Source organism: Alkalihalobacillus bogoriensis ATCC BAA-922 (assembly GCF_000621445.1).
GTDB lineage: Bacteria > Bacillota > Bacilli > Bacillales > Bacillaceae_F > Bacillus_AO > Bacillus_AO bogoriense.
In genome coordinates, this window is sequence record NZ_JHYI01000018.1 from 1 (window position 1) to 20,884 (window position 20,884).

Below are 20,884 nucleotides of genomic sequence, written 5' to 3' on the forward strand. Positions count from 1 at the left end.
AGCCCGTAGGACCAGCTTCATAACAGACTTTTAAGTCTTCAGGATTTCCTAACGTTTTCATTAATTTTCGAATAGCCTCTGGAGTATTTGGAATCTCCCCACGATACCATGGCTTTTCTCTACCCGGGTATGCAATTGCAACTGCAATATTTTCCTTAGACACGTCTAAACCTACATATTTTGTGTTATCATTCATAGTAATGGCTCCTTTTCGTAATGTAGCTCTGATTTTGGTTTTTTACTTTTCCAGTAAACATTCTAACCGAATTAATCTACGATTTACGAGTAAGGGGCCAGTTTTGTTCATGATAACTATTTACGGAAAATCTCCTTGTATATCATCTCTAGGAGATTAATAACGGAATAGATGTCCGATAGCATTTCAAAATAGCCACTTTTCCGTATCATAACGGAACAGATGTCCGTTAACTTTGTACGGTATCATTGAACACTATAATACTTTACTCAAAAAACCAATCGTTCTTTCATGTTTCGGGTTATCAAACAATTTGCTTGGAACATTTTCCTCTACGATATAGCCCCCATCCATAAAAATGACACGGTCTCCTACCTCTTTTGCAAATCCCATCTCATGTGTGACAACAACCATCGTCATACCTTCTTTAGCTAGCTGTTTCATAACCTCTAACACTTCCCCAACCATTTCCGGATCCAGAGCTGATGTTGGTTCATCAAACAACATGATTTCAGGTTCCATCGCAAGAGCACGCGCAATGGCCACACGTTGCTTTTGCCCGCCTGATAAAGAGTTCGGGTAAGCATCCGCTTTATCTTCTAGCCCGACCTTTTTTAATAACTCTTTTGCCTTTTCTTCTGCCTTTTCTTTGGACCATTTTCGCACAATTATCGGTGACACCGTAATATTCTCTAGTACTGTCTTATGTGGGAATAAATTAAATTGCTGAAACACCATCCCTACATTTTTTCGCACTTCATTTATATCTGTCTCTTTACTCGTTAAGTTTGTCCCTTTTATAAAAACATCTCCACCTGAAACCGATTCGAGTAAATTTAAACAGCGTAGAAAAGTAGATTTTCCAGAACCAGAAGGACCGATGACAACAACAACCTCTTGCGGCTTAATCTCAACATTAATGTCTTTTAATACTTCATTTTCACCAAATGCCTTTTTTAACCCTTTCACCGAAATCATTCTGTGTTCAACCTCTTTTCTATATAATTTAATAAATATGTTAATGACAATGTAAGCACTAAGTAGATTAAAGCAACCGTTATATAAGGTTCCCACGGACGGTAATATTGTCCCATCGCAATACGTCCCCAATACATCAGCTCAGGTGCAGCAATTACAGCCAATAAAGATGACTCTTTTAATAACACTATAAATTCATTTCCAAGTGGCGGAACCATGCGCTTCACAGCTTGAGGTAAAATGACTTCTTTCATCGCTTGTGTATGTGTCATCCCTAATGAGCGCGCTGCTTCCATTTGTCCTTTGTCAATGGATTGTATACCAGCACGGAAAATTTCTGCTATATAAGCAGCTGAATTTAATGATAGCGCCACGACACCCGTAAGGATCGGATTAACAGGGGATAAGAATAATGGTAAAATTCCAAAATGCAATAATAAAATTTGCACAAAAAACGGTGTACCACGGAAAAAGTTAATATACCAAATAAACGGTATTCTTAACCATTTATTGTCTAGCATTTTTCCAAGTCCAATAAACAACCCCATCACTGTTCCGATTAAAATCCCTAATAGCGAAAGAATAACCGTCCACATTGCACCTTTTAAAAAGAACGGTAAATAATCTACAATAATATCAAATCTTATATCCATTTCATTACTCCTTGTCCTTTTTTCATTAATTTTTCAAGAAAAAAAGCGTAACGTGTCTACGTTACGCTACTTTTTTCATTATTCCATAAATTCTAATAATAGATCAACATCTGGTTGCACACCAAACCATTTTTCATAGATGTCACTGTATGTTCCATTTTCCATTATCGTTTTAAAAGCTGTATTTACATCAGCACTTAATTCACTATCTTTTTTAAATAAGAACCCATAAAACTCTGATTCAAAATTTTCTGAATCTCCTAATCCAAGAACACCACTGTCAGGATTATTTTTTACATATTCATTGACAACCGTATTATCTGTAACGACAACTTCAACATCGCCATTTTGTAGCGCCATAAAAGCTAGAGCTGTATTTTCATATTTTGAAATGTCAGGATGATTAGCACCGACAATTTTTTCTGCTGCTTCTTGACCAGTTGTAGCTGTTTGTACTCCTATTTTTTTACCTACTAGGTCATTTGCATTTGCAATTTCTGTCCCTTCTTTGAATACCATCATATGAGTCGATTCAAAATAAGGAGTTGAGAAATCATATGATTGCAATCGGTCTTCTGTAATTGTAATCCCTGATACTGCCATATCAATCTCACCATTTTCAATCATCACGAAAATCGGATCCCATCCAACATTTTTTAATTCATACTCAATTCCTGCTTCTTCCATCACAGCAGCAAGTAAATCAACATCAAAACCAACAATTTCTCCTTTATCCATATACTCAAACGGAGCAAATGCTGCATCTGTTCCTACTACTAAAGGTTTTTCAACTCCTCCTTCAGAACCACCCGTTGTTCCTTCTGACGTTCCACAAGCTGCTAACAGTACACATGACATTGCTACCACTGCTAGATTAAATGGTTTAAATATTTTTTTCATCGTTATCCCCCTGTTTATATCTTAAAATAATTTTCTAATAATAATTATTATACATGTTTATTTATAAATATCAATAATAATGTATAAAGTTTTATTAGTTTTTATGTTTATAAGTTGATTCATTTTTCAAAATACTATTATTAATTCAATAGTTCCATAAAAAACATGTACTTTTTAACAGCATTATACGTTTATACGGATCGTATATCTACAACAATGGCAATTTATATTCCATACTATTTTTTAAATAACAATTTACGAGATTCATATCCGGTCATTCACTCTATCTTTTTTTACACGGATAATTTATTTATTTATCTTTTTTCACGTTTATGTTAACCTATACAATGATCAGGTTAACATTTTATTGATGAGGTGGACTTATGCAAAATCATAATAGTAAATTAAGAGTCATCATTATTTGTGCTTTATTCGCTGCACTCACGGCTGTGATGTCACAATTGACAATCCCGCTCCCGCTTGTGCCTATTACAGCTCAAACATTAGCAGTCGGATTAACCGCTACGATTATCGGAAGCCGGTACGGAGCGATAGCCATGTTTTGTTACATGTTATTAGGTGCATTCGGCTTACCCGTGTTTGCCGAAGCAAAAGGTGGACCACAAGTATTAATTGGTCCAACAGGAGGCTATATTTTTAGTTTTATCGTGACCGCTTATGTAACCGGACTTATTTTAGAAAAAACAAAATTTAATTTATTGTGGGCATTGGTCGCTAATACTGTCGGAATGGTAGTTACGTTAGTCATTGGTACGATTCACTTAAAGTTTGTGTTGGACTTATCATGGACAGCTGCCATTGGTGCTGGAGCAACACCATTTATTATCGGTGGATTAATTAAAGCCTTTTTAGCAAGTTGGATTGGAATTACAGTTCGCAAACGATTGATTCAAGCCAAACTTCTAAAAGATACAACAAAGCAACCACAAGCTGCATAGCAAATGAAAAACTCTGAGTGAATTCCACTCAGAGTTTTTCAGTTGTAGGACGTTCGGACATCTGTTCTGTTATTCTAATAAAATTCTTCTATTTTATTGAGCTATCGGTCATCTATTCCGCTACTTTGCAAAAATGACATAAAAATCTTACCCATATGGACAATTAGCGGAACCCATGTCCGATAATTTTACCGAATAGTGAAAAATGGGGTCTTTAGCGGAACAGAAGTCCGTTACGCCTAACCCGACTACTCTAACTCTGCTAACATTTCCTCAATTGCCTCTGCTACACCATGCTCCACATTCGTTTTTGTAACAAAATGACACATCTCTTTAATTTCTTCTTCTGCATTTCCCATCGCCACACTTCGACCTGCCATTTGAAGCATAGTGACGTCGTTAAAATTATCGCCTATCGCCATCACTTCTTCCATTGGGATTTGTAATTCCGCTGCAAATTTGGCAAGGGCGGCACCTTTATTGGCATCTTTCGAATTAAATTCTAAATTTTCTTTAATAGACGCTGTAATAATAAGGTCATCTATCTGTTGAAGTTGTGTTCGAATGCGCTTTAATCGTTCGTCATCGGGAGAGAAACAAATAACTTTAAATACAGTCACATCTTCTGTAATCGTAGTAAAGCGATTTTCTACCGGTTTGAATTCTTCAAATTCTATGTAGCGCTCGGCAATTTTTCTTGCTTCATCCAATTGCCCATTGTAGTGAGGAGACCTTTTTATAAACCCAAGAAGAGTTTCAAATGCACTTTCTTCACTTTTCGTAAAATTGGCTTTGCTTGTATAAATGTCAAAATGAGTAGCCTGTTGCTCACACATTTCAATGACTTTTTCATATATGTCTCTATGCATCGGAATCGACTTCGTCAAGACGCCTTCTTCTGTAAATGTTTGAGCTCCATTTAATCCAATAATTGGACATGTAATCCCAACTGCGTCCACTAGTTTTTTAGCCGATACATATGAACGTCCTGTCACAACAACAACAGGAATCCCTAGTTGCTGTGCTTTCTTGATTGCTTCACTGTTTTGTTCGCTAATGACACCATATTCATTTAATAAGGTCCCGTCTAGGTCGGTTGCTATCATTTTTACCATGTTCTTTTTCCTCCTACTTCATCTATGAATGTTCACAAACGATGACTTCACGTGTAAATGTTTTTCCTTTTTTGACCGTACATCTATCAATTATCGTTAGTCCAACTTGTTCTAACACCTCATCTAGCGGTTCAATTGTTACAAAAACAATCTTTTTTGCGATCTTTTTGGCACTCGAAACGATATGAACCTTTTCGTCTGCTGATAAAACCGAACATAGATTATAAGGCATATCAATTATTGCTACATCAAAGCATTTAAAAACATCACCTATATCACATAGCTGTACTTTGGGTTCAAATCCAAAATGACGAATGTTTTCTCGGAGTCCCTTCATCACTAATGGATTATAATCACTACCTGTAATGTCAATTCCCATCGATAAAGCTTCAATTAAAACAGTTCCAATCCCACAGCACGGGTCAATTACCTTGACGTTTTCAATGCTAGGGACTGCAATATTTACAACAGCGCGAGCTACTCTTGTACTTAAAGCTGTTGAATAGTTGTGTGGCTTTTGTTGGTGAGTAAACCAAACTGGTTCGCTTTCAACGTATGGGCCGAATACAAAGTGATGTTGATCATACATTATCACTAAACGTTTGTCAGGGCTTTGTAAATTTGCTATCCCATTTATTGCAAGTCCCGCTTTTTTCTCTACTTCTCTTCGTTCGTCAAACGTAAACTGCTTAGAATCGCATATCAATGTCACTTTAAAAGAATCGAGTATCGTATAATTGTGAAGCTTTTCTAGTAAATGCTCTAGTGTTTCCGTTTCAAAGATGACTTCAATTTTTCCTTTCATAAATGGGCTTCTTGAAGGATCAAAGCCAATACTCGATTCAAGCTCATTTGTTTTTGTGTGAAACCCGAAAAAGGACCTCATTTCAAGCTCACATAAAGCCCGTTCTTCATCGGTACAAGCGTACAAATATTTATATTTCTTCATATCATTTTTCCTTTTTCTATTTAGAGAGGCTCTACGAATTCCTTAACGGACATGTGATCCGCTATTTTAGTAAAAACAAGCCTTTTTGATTTTTTATCGGACATACGTTCCGCTATTTCATCAAAATAGCACTAATATCCGCTCGTTTTCTTAAAGTAACGGAACCAGTGTCCGTAAGCATACCACAAATGCTTATTTTTTTTAAAATAGCGGAACAGATGTCCATTAAGATAGTATAAGTTATCAAAGCTTCGCTGCTATACTAAAACTTTTATGATTTCTTTTATGTTAAAAAAGAAGCATACCTACTTTCGGTTATGCCTCTAGCTTTTGCTTTTTATACTTGCACTTTTTTCTTCATTTGTTTACTTCGAAGCTGACCACACGCTGCATCGATATCTGTTCCATGCTCTAAGCGAACACCACAATGAACTCCACGCTTTTTTAGCGTGTCAAAGAAACCAAGAATCGCTTCTTTTTCACTTCTTTGATACTGACTATGTTCATCTACCGGATTATAAGGAATTAAATTGACGTAAATTAATTTTTTACGGTCACCAATTAAATTGGCCAACTCAACAGCTTGCTCTCTTTGGTCATTTACATCTTTTAATAAAATGTATTCAAACGTTACGCGACGGTTTGTTTTTTCAATGTAATAATCGACTGCCTTCATTAGTTTAGCAATCGGAATGGCACGATTTATTTTCATAATCTTTGTTCGCAACTCATCATTTGGAGCATGTAGGGAAATCGCTAAATTTACTTGCAACTGTAAATCAGCAAACTCATAAATCTTGTCCGCTAACCCACTCGTTGAAACCGTAATATGACGCGCTCCAATCTCTAGCCCCTTTTGGTCTTTCACAATATCTAAAAAGGCTACCATATTGTCAAAGTTGTCAAACGGCTCTCCGATACCCATAACTACGATATGACTGACTCTTTCCTCTTTTCCAACCTCATCAAGGTGGAGTTGTACATTCATAATTTGTTCGACGATTTCACCGCTTGATAAATCGCGGCTCTTTTTCAATAAACCACTCGCACAGAAGCTACAGCCGATGTTACAGCCAACTTGAGTCGTTACACAAACGGATAGACCGTATTTATGTTTCATTAACACCGTTTCAATTAAGTTACCATCTTGTAATTGAAATAAAAACTTAACCGTTCCATCTTTTGATTCTTGTTTTGTATACACAGTCGATGTTTGAAAAACAAAATGTTCTTCTAACAATTCGATACAATCTTTATTTACATTCGTCATTTGCGAAAAGTCCGTTACTCTTTTGCGATATACCCAATCCCATACTTGAGACGCACGGAATTTTTTATGTCCATATTGCATAAGCCAATCTGTTAGCTGTTCAAATGTTAATCCATAAATGGACTGCTTATTCATAATTAACCCTCTTTCCAAACTTAGCATTCAAATTCTATTGTACTAAACTGTAGCACCTTCTAGCAAATCCAATTGTTTAAAGGCACATTCGAAAGGTCAAAACCGGACCTTTTCCTTCGATACAAACGGCTTCGCTCCTGCTCGTCCTGACGAGAAAAGCACTCGTCCGGACTTAAAACCGGGCAGGGCTCCGCCTAGCCAAAAGGCACATTCGAAAGGTCAAAACCGGACCTTTCGAATGTGCCTTTTATTTAAACCATCCTTTTTCTTTGAATCTTGTGATTGCTTCGATTCGATTACTTACTTCTAATTTGTCGAGGATGGATGAGATGTAATTACGGACCGTACCATTCGTAATGAATAGTTTACTAGCAATTTCTTTTGTGCTTTTTCCTTCAGCCATTAGCGTAAGGACTTCGCTTTCTCTATCTGTTAAAGGGTTTTCCTCGCCATATACTTCATCGACTAATTCGGAAGCGTATATTCTTCTTCCTTCCATAACATTTCGAATTGCACTTGCAAGTTCTTCACTCGGACTATCTTTTAACATATAGCCATGAACTTTCGCTTTCACTGCGCGTTCAAAATAACCCGACCTTGCAAACGTCGTTAAAATGATGACTTTGCAATCCATTTCCTTTAATTCTTCGGCTGCTTCTAAGCCGCTTTTCCCTGGCATTTCAATATCCATAATACATATATCAGGATGATGCTCTTTCACTAAACGAATGGCATCCTCGCCATTGTTGGCACTTCCGACAACTGTCATATCTTCTTCAAAGTCAATTAAGGCCGCTAGTGCTCCTAGTAGCATTTTTTGATCTTCTGCAATGACGACCCGTATCATACCTCCACCTCCTCATCCACTAGTTTCGCATTATTCGGTACACGGATGATAACTGTAGTTCCATCATCAGATAAAAGCTCTAATGTTCCATTTACAAATTCTAGCCGTTCTCTCATCCCTTTTAGACCACTTCCATACACTGGTTGATTTCCATCAGGTATACCAATTCCGTTGTCTGTTACCTTTACGATCACATCTTCTCTTGTCGGTTCAATTGATAACGTACATTCTGTCGCTTTACTATGCTTTACGACATTTGTGACAGCTTCTTTTATACACATACTGACGACATTTTCAGCAATTAAAGATGTATTTGGTAATTTTGAATTACCTTTAAGTTGAAAAGAGATAGAGGCAGCATTCAGTATTTGTCGGACACGGAATATTTCATCTTCTAATTTTGCTCCACGCATCTTTGTTACTAATTCACGTACTTCTTTTAACGCTATTCTTGCTGTTTTTTGAACATCTTTAATTTCAGCCCGTGCTTTTATTGGATCTTTTGTCACTAATTTTGCTGCTAAATCACTTTTCAATCCAATCAATGATAGCTTTTGGCCAAGTGTATCATGCAAGTCTCTTGAAATACGCTGTCGTTCTTCTAATTTCACGAGCTCAGTAATTCGCTTATTTGCCATCTCCAGTTGCCCTTGTAAACGCTCTTCTTTGTTTTTGTTATACGTGCTGATCGGTAACAAAATCACAGCAATAATACTCAAAAAGACAAATGGCAGTTGCGTAATGAAGACGGGATGGGTGATAAAACCATAATAACTTGTTCCGAACGTCGTAATTAATAGAATAATATATAATGTAATAAAGGCGACACGGTTTCTTAAATTCCCGATAAAAAAAGCGAGAAAAAGGAAAAAGTAAATATAACCAAATAATAAATTCATCGCTGTTGAAATTGCAATTTGTATACTGGTCCAAAAATAGACAAGCCATCCTTTTGAGACAAAGGACAGCACGTAGCAAACAAAATAAATGACAATCATAACAACTCCACTAATAATTTGTGGGGTCGAGGATGCATGGAAGACAAAATAAAAGGGGAGGATATAGAAAACAATCCAAACATATGGACTCAGTCCCGTACTTTTGCGGAACTTTTCTTTCCAGCTTTTCATTTTTATCCCCCTTTGTCATTCACCTAAATTATACCATATCAAATTATTTGAGTTGAGGTTTTTGTGGATTTCGTTCCATCAACTTATTATCCACGATTTCTTTTACATCTTTATAGCTGACAAATGTTTTTTTACTTTCATCCCATAATCTGTAACGAAGTGATTTTAAACTTGTCATCACGGTAATCGTTGTTGCTTTTTGCAATGGCGGTGTCGCTTCATGGGCTTTTTCTAAATTATAATTTGGAACTCTAGGACTTAAGTGATGAACATGGTGATATCCAATGTTACCGGTTATCCATTGAAGAAGTTTTGGAAGCTTATAAAATGAACTTCCATCAACGGCAGCTTGAACATAACTCCATTCTTCATCATGTTCAAAGTATGAATCTTCAAACTGATGTTGTACATAAAATAACCATATTCCTAGTAAACCTGACACGAAAAATACTGGTCCTTGAATTAAAAGGAACGCTTGCCAACCGATAGCCCAAATTAACAAACTATATAAAGCAACAATACTGATATTTGTAATATACGTATTGATTCGTTCTTTTCGCTTCGCTTGTTTACGATTAAAGCGGTATTCTATTAAAAAAACTGCGATTGGACCAATTCCAAACATAACAAGTGGGTTACGATAAACTCGATATGCAATTTTTTTCCAAATTGATGCCTCTTTATATTCTTCGACTGTTAAAATCCACATGTCACCAGTTCCTCGTTTGTCAAGGTTAGAACTTGTAGCATGATGGATCGAATGTGTCTGTTTCCATTGTTGATATGGTACAAGAGTAAGAACTCCTGTAATCGTTCCTATAATATCATTCGCTAATCGACTTTTAAAAAATGATTGATGACAACAATCATGAAATATAATAAAGGTCCGTATTACAAATCCTGAAGTAACAATAAGTAGGGGAAGCGTAATCCAATATGAGATGGACAAGGACAAATAGGCAGCATACCATAGAACAACTAATGGACCTAGCGTATTAAACAGTTGTATAATACTTGCTTTCGTATCTGTTTTTTCAAATGGGGCAACCTCTTTTTTTAACTTTGCAATTTTTTTTGAAGACATCCTGTTTTCCTCCTAGAAATAAATCGTTTATCTCTCATATTGTTCCTTCTTTATTATAGAAAATTCCATCTAAACTAATAAGTCATAAACGTCAATACTCGTATATGACATTTGTCATATATGAAAAACGCGAGCGTCTTTTCGTTAGAATAAGCTTTCAAAGCTTCACTGCTATACCAAATTTTTTTCTTTTATGTTTAAAAAGAAAAACACTTGAGTCATAAAAGCTCAAGTGTTTTCTTTATTTTAAGGATTTAACCCACTGCTTCATCCGTTCATTAATTTCCTCTTCATATTCAACCACATCAAAAACTGTATATCGATTTGTATTTTCTGTTAACCAAAGGTCCGCTCCAAAACCGACTAATGTTGAGGCTGCTTCAATGTGATTATTTCTTACCGCAAACATTAATGCTGTTTCACCGAATATATTCTGTGCATTTACATCCACACCACGATAAAGCAATGATTCAATTATAGATAGATTACCATAAACAGACGCCATCATTAGTGGAGTGTAACTATATGACATCGCTCGTTCTGTTTGATCATAAACTAAATAATGGGGATCGGCCCCATTTTCAAGCAAATAGTCAACCATCTCTGATTTGTTCGTTTGAATCGCTTTAAATAAAACAGTATAGCCGTCAGGGTCTTTACTTTCGATATCCCCACCGTACTCCACCATTTTTTTTACTAGTTCAAGGTCACCATAATACGCAGCTGTATGAATGAAATTCGTTTGAAAATAAGGCGATGGGTGCAGAGATGGACTAAATAACTCGTTATAGTCGTAGGAATATTCGGTAACGAGTTGAATGGCTTTTTCTGAATTTCCATCTATAATAGCCGCATATAAATGGTCATGATTACCGATTATGGAGTTATGGTGAAATTGTTCTTCATCATTTTGTTCGTAGGTATAATCATTTTCATCATACACTGCCTCTTCATAATTTTTATATGTACTGGCTATATACTCCTTCATTTCATGTAATGTCATATCACCAACTTGTTCATAATACTCTGTTTCTGCTAATCCCATTGCATGCAGTTCATTCGCTAAAAACACAAAAAACATCATATAGTCTTCTTCTACAACGAGCAAAAAGTCTGACTCGGCAGTGACATAATATTCTCGGTTGATATAATGAGGGAAAACTTCATCAAATGATTGACCTACTTTGACACCAGATTCAGTTGAAAAAACGGGAGAAGTTAAACCAATACATTTAACTTTATCTTCAAATAGTACAAATTCGACTTCATCATAGCGATATTCATAACTAGAAGGAGAAAAATCTGCAACATAACTTGGTGTTCCAAACGTTTCCTCAACTTCATTAACGAAAGAATCTAGACCAATATCATCAACAATAAGTTCATCCCTTAATTGCTTTTGTTCTTCAGCAAAATAACTTCTCTCTGACCGGAATTCCTCTACGGAGGACGATACATCTACTTTTGTTCCACAACCTCCTAATACTAATAACGTCACAAAAACACATATCAGCTTCTTCACATTTTCCCTTCTCCCTTTTTTATTCTTTTAAACAAAAACTTTTATGATAAATATATCATACGAAAGAACAGGTATAAATACCTAAATATCTACACTATTTGATTTTTTCACAAGTTTCTCTTAAGGAAAAAGGATGTTTTTCACTAATTTGATTCCATTTATAGAACTTTAGTGGTATTTTAGTATTAACACCGTGTTTACAATAGCTAACACACAGGCCAAATGAAAAAGGCTCATTACTGGTCTGTTTCCATACATCCATTGGGTGTTCTTTTTATTTGGTAAGGAGGTTACTTAACGTGTTAGCTTCATTACGACAAGTTCCAAACAAAGTTAAAATTATCATTATCCTTATATTACTCGCACCTCTCATTGTGGACATGTTCCTCTATGAAACACCAATCGGAAGTCTCTGGTTTATTTATCTAGGGGCTGTTGTATTAACATCCTATTACTCAGGCTTACGAGGTGGTCTAACTATTGCAATCGTTTCCATTGCTTTCCACTTTATATGGGAACTGAACGAGTTTTTCAAATTTGGCCTTAAGACTTCTGAGTTATTTGTGTTTCTCTCCAGTGCACTTCTTCAATTTATATTGGCATTCTCTATCGGACTTTTAGCAGATAAACTAAAAGAAAAGCACACAGACCTTGAAAATATATTTAATTCACTAGATGCAACGATATGGTCTCACGATTTAAAAACAGACACCATTATTATCTCAACTGGAATCGAATTGTTATATGGGTATACTGGTGATGACTTCAAACAAAATCCAAATTTATGGAATAAAGTCGTTTATCCTGAAGATGTTGATATCGTTGATGAAATGAATCGACAAGCTTTATTAGGAAATTCAACGAATACAGAATTCCGCATCATTCGTCCTGATGGGGACATCCGATGGGTTCAAGATAAAGCGACACCTATATACGATAAAGACAACAAGCTTGTAAAAATAAATGGCGTTGTTTTTGATATAACAGAACGGAAAAAGGCAGAAGAAAAAATTAAAAGAATGGCATATTATGATTTTCTAACCGACTTGCCGAACCGGAAATTTATTCACGAGTTTTTACAAAACACACTTGATCATCCGAAAACAGATAATCAATCTGGAGCGGTGTTATTTTTAGATTTAGATGGGTTTAAAAATGTGAATGACACGTTCGGCCATACTGCTGGAGATGCCTTATTAATTGATTTAGCTCAGCGAATATTAGCTTGTTTAAAAAAGGATGGACATGTTGGACGATTAGGCGGTGATGAATTCATCATTGTTGTCGAACATGGCGATGAATTTACGATAAGCCTTCTTGCAGAACGACTCTTAAAAGAAATTTCAGAACCGTTTACTATTTCAGGAAAACCTGTTTTGGTGACATCAAGCATCGGCATTTGCTTTTTTCCAAGGGATGGCAAAGATGCCCAACAGCTTATCATTCATGCAGACCATGCCATGTATAAAGCGAAGGACAATGGAAAAAATCAATATCATTTTTATAAGTAAAGAAATAGAATTATAGTGTATGGAGCAACAGAATCCGTACACTTATTTATTTTTTAATTTCACAAGTACTCATTTACCAATTTAAAACAATATAGTATGATTATGTTGATTTCTCGAAAAGAGGTTATGAGATGAAAAAAATTTGTTTACTTTTGCCTAATGGATTTGAAGCAGTAGAAGCGAGTGTTTTCACAGACGTTTTCGGTTGGAATGCCGTAGAAGGAGATGGAACAACGCAACTTATTACGGTTGGCACTAAACCAACATTAACCTGTACCTGGAACTTTACAGTTACACCTGAAAAACAACTATCAGAAGTGACCGTTGATGACTTTGATGCCCTTGCTTTACCTGGTGGGTTTGAACATGCTCATTTTTATGAGGATGCGTTTCAAGAAGAAGTGCTTCAATTCATTCGAGACTTTGATGCTAAAGGTAAATGGATTGCTGCCATTTGTGTTGGCTCCCTCGTATTAGGAAAAAGCGGCATTTTAACAGAAAAAAAGGCGACGACGTATAATTTAAACCCGCTTCGCCAACAACAATTAGCTGACTTTGGAGCCATCGTCATACCAGACGAACCTGTAGTGATGGATCAAAATGTCATTACTTCTTACAACCCTGCAACTGGATTTGATGTTGCTTTCACTCTACTTGAACGATTAACATCGAAAGAAAACTGTGATGAAGTGAAAAGGCTAATGGGGTTTAAGTGAGTGAACACAACACAAGCCATTAAAGTCCTTTATTATAAATTAAAGGACTTTATTTCTTTTTAAGTTTTTGTCTGTAAAGCAGTGCCGTTAGAAAAGAACTGCAGACAATAATAGTAAAGTAAAAAAACACTTCTTGATAAAGCAAACCAGGCCAAATCCCCCGCTCTATCTTTAGTAAAACACCTGAAAATGTTACTCCAAAAGCGCCGCCAAATAGCTGACATAATTGCAACATTCCCATCCCTGAACCGATAGATGCTGGTGGTAATATTCTAGTAACTTCATTGGACATACTTGCAGTTAAAGAGGAAAAGCCCACACTCATAAACATGTACGAACCCATGATAGATAATGGAGAAGCCTGGGCTGTGAGCGAAAATAAAATTGTGGAAATCAAGAGTAATCCATGCCCTGTTAAAAACAAAGGCATATTTCCGAAGCGATCTATAATACGCCCGATCACTTGAGCTGCAACAGCTGATAAAATCGCGCCCGGAAAAATAATGAGTCCGACTCGAGCTGCATCCATTTTATATACATCCGTTAAAATAATCGGCATCATAAATAGCGTAGAAAAATGTAAAGTAAACACAATGAATCCAACATAAAGGAGTTTTGCATATTGATGATGCGAAAATAACTCCGGGCGTAAAAAAGGCATCTTTACTTTTTGAATATGTATTATTAATAGTATAGCCACAACAATCGTTACCGCTAAAACATAAAAAGAGAATGATGTGAAAAATAATAAGCTACTCGTCACACAAACTCCTGTTAGCAATGCCCCAACAACATCAAACTTCCCACGAGTCACTTGTTCTTTAGGCAGTAATCGATGAAAAAATGGAAGTAAGAAAAAAACAATAGCGGTCACAGCAAATAAATAGTTCCAACCTAAATATTCTGTAATCGCTCCACCTATTACTGGGCCTAGACCGAAGCCAAGTGAAGCAGCAGACGAAATAAAAGCCATTGCTCGGCCTCGCCTTGATAAAGGAATATATTTACTTGCTAACACTAACCCTAATCCTAATACAGCCCCTGCTCCTGCAGCTTGAAATATGCGTGCCAGTAGTAACAAGTAAAACTCGTGAGCAAAAAATCCAATTATCGAAGCACTTCCCACCATAATTAGCCCGATAAACAAAAGCCTTGCAATTGGGATATAATCGGATAAACGGCTATACGTTAATGTCCCGATCGCAAACACGATTGAGTAACTAGAAATAATCCAAGAAGCGGTTGTTGACGTTAACGCTAAGTCCGTCATAACCGTAGGTAGGGCAACATTAAACATCGTTGTATTCATGACAACAAGCCAAACGGCAAAACTCCAAAGGAAAATAATCTTTTTCTCTGGAATCGAATTTGGGACTTCTTCTGCTATTACAGTCAAAGCTTTTTCCTCCTTTTAAGTCACTCTTTATTCTTTCGTTACAAATTCTATAATGAAGGAAATCACTTTTTGTTCCCAAACAAAAGAATTAAAGCCATGGTCAGCCCCTTCGATAAATTGAACGGTTGCGTTTGGATAACAATATTCTTTATACATTATCGAGGCATTAGGTGGAATGGCCTCATCGTTTGTTCCATGAATTAATAGTACATGCTGTTTGAAGCGAGCGGCATTTTCCCATACAACAAGATCTTTAAGTTCGTCAAAAAATTGTTCACTCACTAAATTTCCACCAATGTCATACACTTTTTTCTCATTTAAATATGGAGATTGCGCTCTTAATTGTTGACTTAATTGTGGAATCGTCCCCCCAGCAGCAAGAAGAATTAGTTTGGCAATCTCACTGTTTCGTTCCCCTGCGAGAAGACTAGCGACAAGCCCTCCCATACTAAAGCCGAGTACATATATTTGATTTTCATCAATAGCCGGGTGGGATTTCACATAATCGAGAATGGAATGGGCTTCCCTCAACTCTGACATAACCGTCATATCTTCAAAATTCCCATCACTTTCGCCACTTCCTAAAAAGTCAAAACGAAATGAAGCAATCCCTTTTTTCTCAAGCTCCCTTGAGATTTTCAAGAAAATCCGGTGTGGTTCTAGCTTTGTACCTGTAAACCCATGAAACAAGATAACCGCTGGACTTTTATTATCGCCTGGGATATGTTCCATTCCTCTTAAAAATTGACCATTATGCGTGATCTCAACTGCTTTTTGCATGATACTTCTCCCCCAGCTTCTTTTTCTTTCATCTTACTACTATCTCCCTGTTTCCTCCACATGTACGCCTTGAATGAATTATCCTTTTTTCGGGAAAACCAAAAGGGAATTAGAATGTTTTTTACTACAAAATATTTTTTCAAGGGGGATGAGGTTATGAAAAATCGAATGTTTTATTTAGGCTTGAACTTTCTATCTATTTTAACTCTCATCTTCATTTATAAAAAAGTACCAAAGGAAAAGAAGCGTTTCCTTGTTCCCCTTTATTTGGCCTACACTGGATTAAATTATATATTTGAGTTTTTTGTTCTAGTCGTTACACGTGCATACGAATATAAGCCTAATATTTTCAAAAATAAATACTTTGATAATGTATTCGGTTCAAGTGCATCACAGTTGTTTATCGTTCCATCAACAAGTTTGTTGTACGCTATATTGGATTTAAAAGCGAGATGGGCGTGGTTTTTTACTTCGTTCTTAGTTTTGGTTGAACGATGGTTTATGAAAGAAAAGGTTTATAAACATTATTGGTGGTCGACTCCTTATACCTTTATCGGAATTCGTTCGTTTTACGCAATCGCTAAATTTTGGAAGCGAAAAGTCGTTGTTGATAAGACTGAGCTAGTTGAAATGTTTACGCTATTTTTTTCTATATTTGTTTGTTATGCAACGATGAATTTTTTTCATGTCGCTATTTTAAAAACTTGTATGTTCAATATTCATCTCTATGAGAACCATTACCGTACCCATGTCTTTTTCTCAACAATCTATAGTGCTTTTTGTGCCATTTTCTTTGTTCTTTCTGTCGTTAAGAAAAAATGGTCCATTACAACCACGACTATTCTTTCTTTTCTTAGTCTAGAGACCTTATTCATTCGACTAAACCTAATCACTATTTCAAATCCATACTTGTTTTATTCAGTTTCAATTGCAACAAAGGTTTCTAGCATCTGGATCGGCCACTATGTAAATAATCAGCTTGAAAAAGAGACAAACTCCAAAGAAAAAGTGGAGTCTCCACCAGAGCACGTTTCAATAAAGGCATGAGGGACACTTCTCTCTGATTTCCGCTTCGTTTTGTCCTTCATCATGCTTATGAAGGACACTTTACACCGTTTTTCGCTCACTTTTGTCCTTCATCTCGCTTATGAAGGACACTTTACACCGTTTTTCGCTCACTTTTGTCCTTCATCCCGCCTATGAAGGACACTTTACACCGTTTTCCGCTCACTTTTGTCCTTCATCACTCCTATGAAGGACACTTTACACCGTTTTTCGCTTCGTTTTGTCCTTCATCGTGCTTATGAAGGACACTTTACACCGTTTTTCGCTTCATTTTGTCCTTCATCACTCCAATGAAGGACACTTCACACTGATTTTCGCTCACTTTTGTCCTTCATCACGCTTATGAAGGACACTTTACACCATTTTTCGCTTCGTTTTGTCCTTCATCACGCTTATGAAGGACACTTTACACCGTTTTCCGCTCACTTTTGTCCTTCATCGTGCTTATGAAGGACACTTCTCTCCGATTTTCGCTTCGTTCTGTCCTTCATAGAACACTTTTGACTCATACGAATATTGATTTCATACTATTTGTAAGGAAAAGCAAAAAACGCATTGGCTTTTATCCCAATGCGTTTACCTTCATTCTTTTATGGGTTAACTTCAACTTCTGCACTTGCTTCTACTGAAGTGCCACTGAGAAAGTTTTGAATTTCTTGCTTGTTTTTTTCTACATCAATTTCTAAGACCAGTCCAGCATTTGGATATCGTCGGTCTTCAAATGAATCATCAACTGGAATTCTTAACGTATCCACTTCCATATTATCCGATAACAATAGCGAAGAAGCGATTGAGAGAACAGTTGGGTTATCAATATTCGTTTGAATATATGGTTGGATCGTTCCAAGTAGTCTTGGTGACTTTAGTACACCTTGTACACTAACTAGTTCATTTGTTAAGATTTCCATCACTTCTTGTTGGCGACGAACACGACCAAAATCACTTTCTGCATCCGCTCGGAATCGAACATATCCAAGTAGTTGGTCTCCGTTTAATTTCTGTAAGCCTGGCTCTAATCGGATCCCGATGTTTTTTTCCATCGCTTTTTCTACTTCTACTTCCACACCGTCTGGAAAAGCAGTGTCAATGACTTGCGAAAATGCTTCAAAATTAACGAGAGCGTAATATTGAACATCGACGCCAAAATTTTCACTTATCGTTTGTCTTAATAGTTCAGGTCCACCTAAGGCGTTTGCAGAATTTATTTTATATTGCCCGTAATTCGGTATATTAATATACGTATCTCTCATAATCGATACGAGTTTCGTTGTATTATGTTCAGGGTCGTATTGAGCAATCATAATTGTATCGGTTCTAGAAACCTCTTCATTTTCTCTCGCATCTACACCAAGTAACAACACATTTACTTTTCCTGTTAGATCACTTACACCATTAAATTCTATGTCTTCGTCAATAGCAGCTACAGATTGTGATAACTTTAATCCAGCTTGGTACTCATAAATAAAATAAGCGCCTGCTCCCGCTATGAGTAGAAAAGGGATTAAAAAGAATAGAAATTTACGCTTCTTTTTCGTTTTTCTTTTTGAAACCCTCGTTTTTTGATTTGTTGTTTTCATATTGTAATTCCTTCACGTTTTTGCTTATAATATATCAGTTTTTGTCTAATATTGCTATCATTTTCACAACATTTGATTGTAGAATATAATGGGAAACAGTGAAACATACATAGAATACGAGATTCATACAAAAAAAGAGTGACATTTCTGCCACCCTTTTTCTTAAACCATCACTTTACAAATATCATTCGTAAATTCAACTGGGTCTTGGATCGGAAGTCCTTCAATTAATAAAGCTTGGTTATATAATAAATTTGTATATAAGTTTAATTTTTCTTTATCGTTTTCAAATGCTTCTTTTAATGAAGCGAATACCGCATGGCTGCTGTTAATTTCAAGCACTTTATCAGCTTTTATATTTTGATTGTCCGGCATCGCATTTAAGATTTTCTCCATTTCAATAGAAACTTCTCCTTCTGTTGACAAGCAAACCGGATGTGAACGCAAACGTTTAGACAGTTTGACTGCTTTTACTTTATCAGACAGAATCGATTTCATGTAATCAAACAACTCTTTGTTTTCTTGTTGTTCCGATTCAATTTCTGTTTCTTTTTCCTCTGAATCAATGCCTAAATCTCCACTAGATACCGATTTAAATTCTTTTTCTTCATACTGTATGATCATACGGATCGCAAACTCATCAATGTCGTCAGTGAAATATAAGATTTCATAGCCTTTTTCTAAAACTACTTCTGTTTGTGGGAGTTTTTCAATTCGCTCGTGTGATTCACCTGTTGCATAATAGATATATTTTTGTTCTTCTGGCATACGCTCGACATATTCAGCTAATGTCACGAGCTTTTTCTCTTTTGAAGAGTAGAATAAAAGTAAATCTTGAAGTTCATTTTTGTTTGCCCCAAAATCACTATACACACTATACTTTAGCTGACGTCCAAACGACTCGTAAAATTTCTCAAAGTTTTCGCGCTCGTCTTTTAATAAGCTTAAGAGTTGGCTTTTAATTTTACTTTTTAAATTTTTGGCGATGAATTTTAATTGACGGTCATGCTGTAGCATTTCACGAGAAATATTTAATGATAAATCTTCGGAATCGACCATCCCTTTCACAAAGCTAAAATAATCAGGAAGCAAGTCCGAACATTTCTCCATAATTAAAACACCGTTTGAATATAGTTCTAGACCTTTTTCATATTCCTTCGTGTAAAAGTCATATGGCGTTTTTTCTGGAATATATAAGATTGCATTATAACGGATTGTCCCATCTACACTTAAATGGATGTGTTTTAATGGTTTATCAAAGCCATAGTGCTTTTCCGCATAAAAGTTCTCGTAATCTTCTGTTGTTAATTCATTTTTGTTTTTTCTCCAAATCGGTACCATACTGTTAATTGTTTGCTCTTCTACAACTTCTTCTAGTTCATTCTCATCGTCTTCTTTTGGTTTTTGTGTTTTAACATCCATTTTAATTGGATAGCGAATGAAGTCCGAATATTTCTTGATAATCGATTGCAAACGATACTCTTCTAAATAATCATCGTATTTCTCGTCTTCTGTATTTTCTTTTATTTTTAACGTAATTTCCGTTCCTACTGATTCTTTTGTTGTTGGTACAATCGTATAACCTTCAGCGCCGTCAGATTCCCATTTATACGCTTCATCACTTCCTAGCGCCTTACTTGTGACAGTTACCATATCAGCAACCATAAACGCTGAATAAAAACCTACACCAAACTGACCGATTATATCATGTCCATCTTTTATCTCATTTTCATTTTTAAACGCTAATGATCCACTTTTTGCAATCGTACCTAAATGCGTTTCTAAATCTTCTTTTGTCATCCCAATTCCAGTATCGGTAATCGTCAATGTCCGATTTTCTTTATTTGGCGTTACTTTTATGTAATAGCTATCTTTATCAAATGTTAAAGACTCATCTGTTAATGCTTTATAATATAGTTTATCAATTGCATCACTTGCATTTGAAATTAACTCTCGTAAAAAAATCTCCCGATGTGTGTAAATGGAGTTAATCATCATTTCTAGCAATCGTTTCGATTCGGCTTTGAATTGCTTTTTTTCCATGTTACTCTCTCCTTTTCTACTTCTTTTTAAGTTACATACATTTTAGCACTCTCCGTTC

General features: G+C 36.0%; 18 protein-coding genes and 1 pseudogene. 4 read left to right on the forward strand and 15 right to left on the reverse strand.

The features are described 5' to 3' along the window. The 4 genes and pseudogenes from T323_RS26360 to T323_RS0108480 all read right to left on the reverse strand — a co-directional run. Positions 1-196, reverse strand: a pseudogene (locus T323_RS26360) (IS110 family RNA-guided transposase); the annotation flags it as partial. 255 nt (positions 197-451) lie between these two features. Further along, positions 452-1,174 carry an amino acid ABC transporter ATP-binding protein gene (locus tag T323_RS0108470; RefSeq protein ID WP_026672889.1) on the reverse strand — a complete coding sequence of 241 codons (723 nt, stop codon included), beginning with the start codon at positions 1,172-1,174 and terminating at the stop codon, positions 452-454. Then, a complete protein-coding gene (locus tag T323_RS0108475) occupies positions 1,171-1,827 on the reverse strand; it encodes an amino acid ABC transporter permease (protein ID WP_026672890.1) in 657 nt (218 codons plus the stop codon). Before T323_RS0108475 ends, T323_RS0108470 begins: the two co-directional genes overlap by 4 nt. Positions 1,828-1,905: 78 nt before the next feature. Then, positions 1,906-2,727, reverse strand: coding sequence for a basic amino acid ABC transporter substrate-binding protein (locus T323_RS0108480; RefSeq protein ID WP_026672891.1), 822 nt, complete (start codon positions 2,725-2,727; stop codon positions 1,906-1,908). 383 nt (positions 2,728-3,110) lie between these two features. Here T323_RS0108480 and T323_RS0108485 point away from each other — a divergent pair, with 383 nt between their 5' ends. Next, positions 3,111-3,686: a biotin transporter BioY gene (locus T323_RS0108485; protein WP_026672892.1), complete on the forward strand. Its 576-nt coding sequence runs from the start codon at positions 3,111-3,113 to the stop codon at positions 3,684-3,686. 248 nt (positions 3,687-3,934) lie between these two features. Here T323_RS0108485 and T323_RS0108490 read toward each other — a convergent pair whose 3' ends face one another. The 7 genes from T323_RS0108490 to T323_RS27915 all read right to left on the reverse strand — a co-directional run bounded on the left by T323_RS0108490 (position 3,935) and on the right by T323_RS27915 (position 11,738). After that, complete coding sequence (locus T323_RS0108490) at positions 3,935-4,801, reverse strand: Cof-type HAD-IIB family hydrolase (protein WP_026672893.1); 867 nt, start codon at positions 4,799-4,801, stop codon at positions 3,935-3,937. Positions 4,802-4,823: 22 nt separating this feature from the next. Next, entirely contained in the window at positions 4,824-5,750 is a 927-nt protein-coding gene (locus T323_RS0108495) for a TRM11 family SAM-dependent methyltransferase (protein WP_026672894.1), read from the reverse strand. A 337-nt stretch (positions 5,751-6,087) separates the two neighbouring features. Continuing rightward, a complete protein-coding gene (gene rlmN / locus T323_RS0108500) occupies positions 6,088-7,155 on the reverse strand; it encodes a dual-specificity RNA methyltransferase RlmN (RefSeq protein ID WP_026672895.1) in 1,068 nt (355 codons plus the stop codon). A gap of 247 nt (positions 7,156-7,402) precedes the next feature. Beyond that, positions 7,403-8,002 carry a response regulator transcription factor gene (locus T323_RS0108505; RefSeq protein WP_026672896.1) on the reverse strand — a complete coding sequence of 200 codons (600 nt, stop codon included), beginning with the start codon at positions 8,000-8,002 and terminating at the stop codon, positions 7,403-7,405. Further along, positions 7,999-9,132 (reverse strand): sensor histidine kinase, encoded by a 1,134-nt coding sequence (locus T323_RS0108510; protein WP_026672897.1) that lies wholly within the window; start codon positions 9,130-9,132, stop codon positions 7,999-8,001. Before T323_RS0108510 ends, T323_RS0108505 begins: the two co-directional genes overlap by 4 nt. A gap of 43 nt (positions 9,133-9,175) precedes the next feature. Then, on the reverse strand, positions 9,176-10,216 hold the full coding sequence (gene desA / locus T323_RS0108515) for a Delta(5) desaturase DesA (protein ID WP_026672898.1): 1,041 nt from the start codon (positions 10,214-10,216) through the stop codon (positions 9,176-9,178). 241 nt (positions 10,217-10,457) lie between these two features. Beyond that, complete coding sequence (locus tag T323_RS27915; RefSeq protein ID WP_026672899.1) at positions 10,458-11,738, reverse strand: ankyrin repeat domain-containing protein; 1,281 nt, start codon at positions 11,736-11,738, stop codon at positions 10,458-10,460. A 299-nt stretch (positions 11,739-12,037) separates the two neighbouring features. On the opposite strand from T323_RS27915, the gene T323_RS26370 reads away from it, so the two are divergent. Further along, complete coding sequence (locus T323_RS26370) at positions 12,038-13,249, forward strand: diguanylate cyclase domain-containing protein (protein ID WP_051556451.1); 1,212 nt, start codon at positions 12,038-12,040, stop codon at positions 13,247-13,249. 131 nt (positions 13,250-13,380) lie between these two features. Then, positions 13,381-13,965 carry a DJ-1/PfpI family protein gene (locus tag T323_RS0108530; protein ID WP_026672900.1) on the forward strand — a complete coding sequence of 195 codons (585 nt, stop codon included), beginning with the start codon at positions 13,381-13,383 and terminating at the stop codon, positions 13,963-13,965. 49 nt (positions 13,966-14,014) lie between these two features. On the opposite strand, the gene T323_RS0108535 is transcribed toward T323_RS0108530, so the two are convergent. Continuing rightward, positions 14,015-15,361 (reverse strand): MFS transporter, encoded by a 1,347-nt coding sequence (locus tag T323_RS0108535; RefSeq protein WP_245613701.1) that lies wholly within the window; start codon positions 15,359-15,361, stop codon positions 14,015-14,017. A 27-nt stretch (positions 15,362-15,388) separates the two neighbouring features. Continuing rightward, positions 15,389-16,141 carry an alpha/beta hydrolase gene (locus T323_RS0108540; protein ID WP_026672902.1) on the reverse strand — a complete coding sequence of 251 codons (753 nt, stop codon included), beginning with the start codon at positions 16,139-16,141 and terminating at the stop codon, positions 15,389-15,391. Between the two features lie 156 nt (positions 16,142-16,297). Here T323_RS0108540 and T323_RS0108545 point away from each other — a divergent pair, with 156 nt between their 5' ends. Next, positions 16,298-17,188, forward strand: coding sequence for a hypothetical protein (locus tag T323_RS0108545; RefSeq protein ID WP_026672903.1), 891 nt, complete (start codon positions 16,298-16,300; stop codon positions 17,186-17,188). 608 nt (positions 17,189-17,796) lie between these two features. On the opposite strand, the gene T323_RS0108550 is transcribed toward T323_RS0108545, so the two are convergent. Both T323_RS0108550 and htpG read right to left on the reverse strand, forming a co-directional pair. Further along, positions 17,797-18,783 carry an LCP family protein gene (locus T323_RS0108550; RefSeq protein ID WP_026672904.1) on the reverse strand — a complete coding sequence of 329 codons (987 nt, stop codon included), beginning with the start codon at positions 18,781-18,783 and terminating at the stop codon, positions 17,797-17,799. Positions 18,784-18,945: 162 nt separating this feature from the next. Continuing rightward, complete coding sequence (gene htpG / locus T323_RS0108555; RefSeq protein WP_026672905.1) at positions 18,946-20,826, reverse strand: molecular chaperone HtpG; 1,881 nt, start codon at positions 20,824-20,826, stop codon at positions 18,946-18,948. Between the last annotated feature and the right edge of the window lie 58 nt (positions 20,827-20,884).